The sequence below is a fragment of the Oscillibacter sp. CAG:155 genome, assembly GCA_000436875.1.
GTDB lineage: Bacteria > Bacillota > Clostridia > Oscillospirales > Oscillospiraceae > Oscillibacter.
Genome location: FR890921.1, coordinates 8,543 through 12,115 on the forward strand (window position 1 = coordinate 8,543; position 3,573 = coordinate 12,115).

A 3,573-nucleotide genomic window follows, 5' to 3' on the forward strand; every position below is an offset into this window, starting at 1 on the left:
ATCGGGCTTCCTGCCGGACTGGGCGGGCCCATGTTCGACGGCGTGGAGAACCGCCTGGCAGCGGCCCTTTTCGGGATTCCGGCGGTCAAGGGCGTGGAGTTCGGCGCCGGTTTTTCCGCCGCCCGGTCCTGCGGTTCTGCCAACAACGATCCCTTTACCATCTCCGACGGCCGCGTGGTCACGACCACCAACCACGCCGGCGGCATCCTGGGCGGCATCACCAACGGCATGCCCCTGACGCTGCGTCTGGCCGTCAAACCCACCCCATCCATCTCCCGGCCCCAGCACACCGTCTCCCTCTCCGCTATGGAGGATGCGGAGCTGACCATCCGGGGCCGGCATGATCCCTGTATTGCCCATCGGGCCGTGCCGGTGGCTGAAGCTGTCACCGCGACGGTTTTATTAGATCTTTTATTGGAGGAGCATCATGGAACTTTCTGAAATTCGAGAAAAAATTGACACCGTTGACGACCAACTCCTGAAGCTGTTCCTGGAGCGCATGTCCCTGGCGGAGGAAGTGGCCGCCTATAAAAACGAGCATCATCTGCCCATCCTCAACAAGGAACGGGAGCGGGCAGTCCTGGCCCGGGTGACGGAACAGTCCGGAGAGAAGGAACGCTACGCTTACCATCTCTTTTCCACCCTCTTCGAGCTGGCCCGCTCCCGACAGGCCGAGCTCATCAGTGCCCCCACCCGGGTGGAGGCTCAGGTCAAGGCCTCTCTGGAGGCCGGCAGCGCGGTGTTCCCCCAGACAGGCCTTGTGGCCTGCCAGGGCGTAGAGGGCGCCAACTCCCAGATGGCCTGCGACCGTCTGCTGCCCCGGGGCAACATCGTCTATGTCAAGACCTTCGAGGCCGTGGTCTCCGCGGTGGAGTCCGGCCTTTGCAAATTCGGCGTGCTGCCCATTGAAAACAGCTCCAACGGCTCTGTCCGTGCGGTCTATGAACTGCTGCAGGACCACCGTCTCTCCATCGTCCGCTCCACCCGGCTGTGCATCCGCCATGAGCTGCTGGCCATACCCGGCGTGAAAATGGATGACATCACCGAGATCTACTCTCACGAACAGGCCATCGGTCAGTGCAGCCGCTTCCTGGAGAGCCTCAACGGCGTCCGGGTCATTCCCTGCGACAACACCGCCGTGGCCGCCAAGATGGTCTCCGAGCGGGGTGACCGCCACGCCGCCGCCATCTCCTCCCACGCCTGCGCAGAACTCTATGGTCTGGACACCGTCCGGGATGACATTCAGGACAGCGACAACAACTACACCCGCTTTATCTGCATTGCCAAGGACCCGGTGATCTACGCCGGTGCCAACCGCATCAGTCTGGTCATCGCCTGCGATAACAAGCCCGGTGCCCTGTACGACATTCTCTCCAAGCTGGCGGCCCTGGGCATCAACATGACCAAGCTGGAGTCCTGCCCCGTGACCGGCCGGAACTTCGAGTTCATCTTCTTCCTGGAGCTGGAGGCCTCCGTGCTGGAACCCGGCGTGCTGCCCATGCTGGAGGAGCTGGAACGCAGCTGCCAGAACTTCCAGTTCCTGGGCAACTACGCCGAGGTGTAAGCGGTGGACGGCAGATGCTACGGCCTGCTGGGCCGCAAACTGGGCCACAGCTGGTCCGTCCCCATCCACCAAGCCCTGGGGTGCCCGGACTACCGGCTCATTGAGCTGGAACCGGACGCTCTGGGGGACTTCCTCCGCCGGACGGACATCGGCGGTCTCAACGTCACCATCCCCTACAAGCGGGACGTGATGCCTTACTGCGACGAGATCGACGCAGCGGCCCGGGCCATCGGCAGCGTCAACACCATTGTCCGCCGTCCCGACGGCAAGCTCTATGCCTACAACACCGATGCAGCGGGCTTTTGCTACATGGCACAGCGGGCAGGCATCTCCTTTGCGGGGCGGAAAGCCGTGATCCTGGGTAGCGGAGGCGCCTCCCTGACTGCCCAGGCCTGCGCCCGGCAGCTGGGTGCCCGGGAAGTAGTGGTCATCTCCCGCTCCGGACCGGACAACTATGAAAATCTCTCCCGCCACGCCGACGCGGAGATCGTTGTGAATACCACACCGGTGGGGATGTATCCCGTCAACGGTGCTGCGCCGGTAGACCTGACGGCATTCCCCGCCTGCCGGGGAGTGCTGGACGTCATCTACAATCCCCGCCGTACTGCACTGCTTCAGCAGGCGGAGGCCCTGGACATTCCCTGCTCCGACGGCCTTCCCATGCTGGTGGCACAGGCCAAGGCAGCGGAGGAACATTTCTTCGGAACCGCCATTCCAGATGGGGAAAATGAGCGCATCCTCGCTCAGCTGCGGCAGGAGACGGAAAACATCGTCCTTATCGGCATGCCTGGCTGCGGCAAGACCACAGTGGGTCATCTGCTGGCGCAAAAGACGGGCCGGGAGGCCATCGACCTGGATGAGCGGATCGCCGCCCGGGCCGGCTGCTCCATTCCGGAGATCTTCGCCCGGGGCGGTGAAGCGGATTTTCGGGTGCTGGAACGGGAGGAGACCGCAAAAGCCGGTGCCCTCTCCGGCAAGATCCTGCTCACCGGAGGCGGCGTGGTCAAGACGGCGGAAAACTACCCCAGTCTCCACCAAAACGGCCGCATCTACCATCTGCTTCGCCCCATCGGAGAGCTGGCCACCGATGGACGCCCCCTCTCCCAGGGCGCGGACCTTTCCGCCATGTGGGCGGAGCGGGAACCGCTGTACCGGCGCTTCCGGGATGTGGTGATTGAAAATACCGGCACCGTGGAGGACACGGCAGACGGAATTTGGAGGGATTTTTGTGCACATTCTGGTGATTAACGGTCCCAATATGAACATGCTGGGCATCCGGCAGCCGGAGATCTACGGCCGCGCCACCTACGCCGATCTTCAGGCCATGATCCGGGCCGAGGCGGACCGGTTGGGCGTGGAGGTCACGTTTTTCCAGTCCAACCACGAAGGGGCCCTGGTGGATGCCATTCAACAGGCCTATTTCGACCATGTGGACGGCATCATCATCAACCCCGCAGCCTACACCCATACCAGCGTGGCCCTGCTGGATGCAGTGAAGGCCGTGGGCATCCCTACCGTGGAGGTCCACGTCTCCGATCCGGACGGACGGGAGGACTTCCGCCATGTCTCCTACATCCGTGCCGCCTGTAAGGCGACGATCAAAGGCCACGGCCTCCCGGGCTATCTGGAGGCACTGCGTCTGCTGTGCAGCAATACCTGAGCTTCCATCCGCCCCCACCTATTAGTAGGCGGAGGCTGGGATTTCTTTGTGCCCTTTTGCAGGGCCGAACGTGCTGCCTTGGGGCGCCATCCGGACGCGCACCCGAGCAGCTCTAAGCGCAAAAAACTCCCCGCCAAATGGCGGGGAGTTTTTCATACAGCTGGGAGAATGCTGTGTTCTCTACTCAGTGAGTAGCGGACAGCCGATTGGAACGCTTCTTGCCATACCAGCAGATGATGGCAACATACACAACAGCGGCAGCAACGCCGATGGCATAAGAGGCACCCCAGGGAATGTTGAAGCCGATCTTGGCGTTCATGATGTAGGTGATAGTGATGAATGCATACCA

At 62.4% G+C, this 3,573-nt stretch carries 4 protein-coding genes; all 4 read left to right on the forward strand.

The window, feature by feature from the left end; translation table 11 throughout:
- Positions 1 to 441: chorismate synthase (locus QZL67_RS06655; protein WP_292920027.1), on the forward strand; the 441-nt coding region annotated here is incomplete at its 5' end.
- Entirely contained in the window at positions 428 to 1,564 is a 1,137-nt protein-coding gene (locus QZL67_RS06660) for a bifunctional chorismate mutase/prephenate dehydratase (RefSeq protein ID WP_022289967.1), read from the forward strand. The genes QZL67_RS06655 and QZL67_RS06660, both read left to right, overlap by 14 nt.
- Positions 1,565 to 1,567: 3 nt before the next feature.
- Positions 1,568 to 2,812, forward strand: coding sequence for a shikimate kinase (locus QZL67_RS06665; protein ID WP_022289968.1), 1,245 nt, complete (start codon positions 1,568 to 1,570; stop codon positions 2,810 to 2,812).
- Positions 2,793 to 3,224, forward strand: coding sequence for a type II 3-dehydroquinate dehydratase (aroQ, locus tag QZL67_RS06670; RefSeq protein WP_022289969.1), 432 nt, complete (start codon positions 2,793 to 2,795; stop codon positions 3,222 to 3,224). Before QZL67_RS06665 ends, aroQ begins: the two co-directional genes overlap by 20 nt.
- Positions 3,225 to 3,573: the final 349 nt, after the last annotated feature.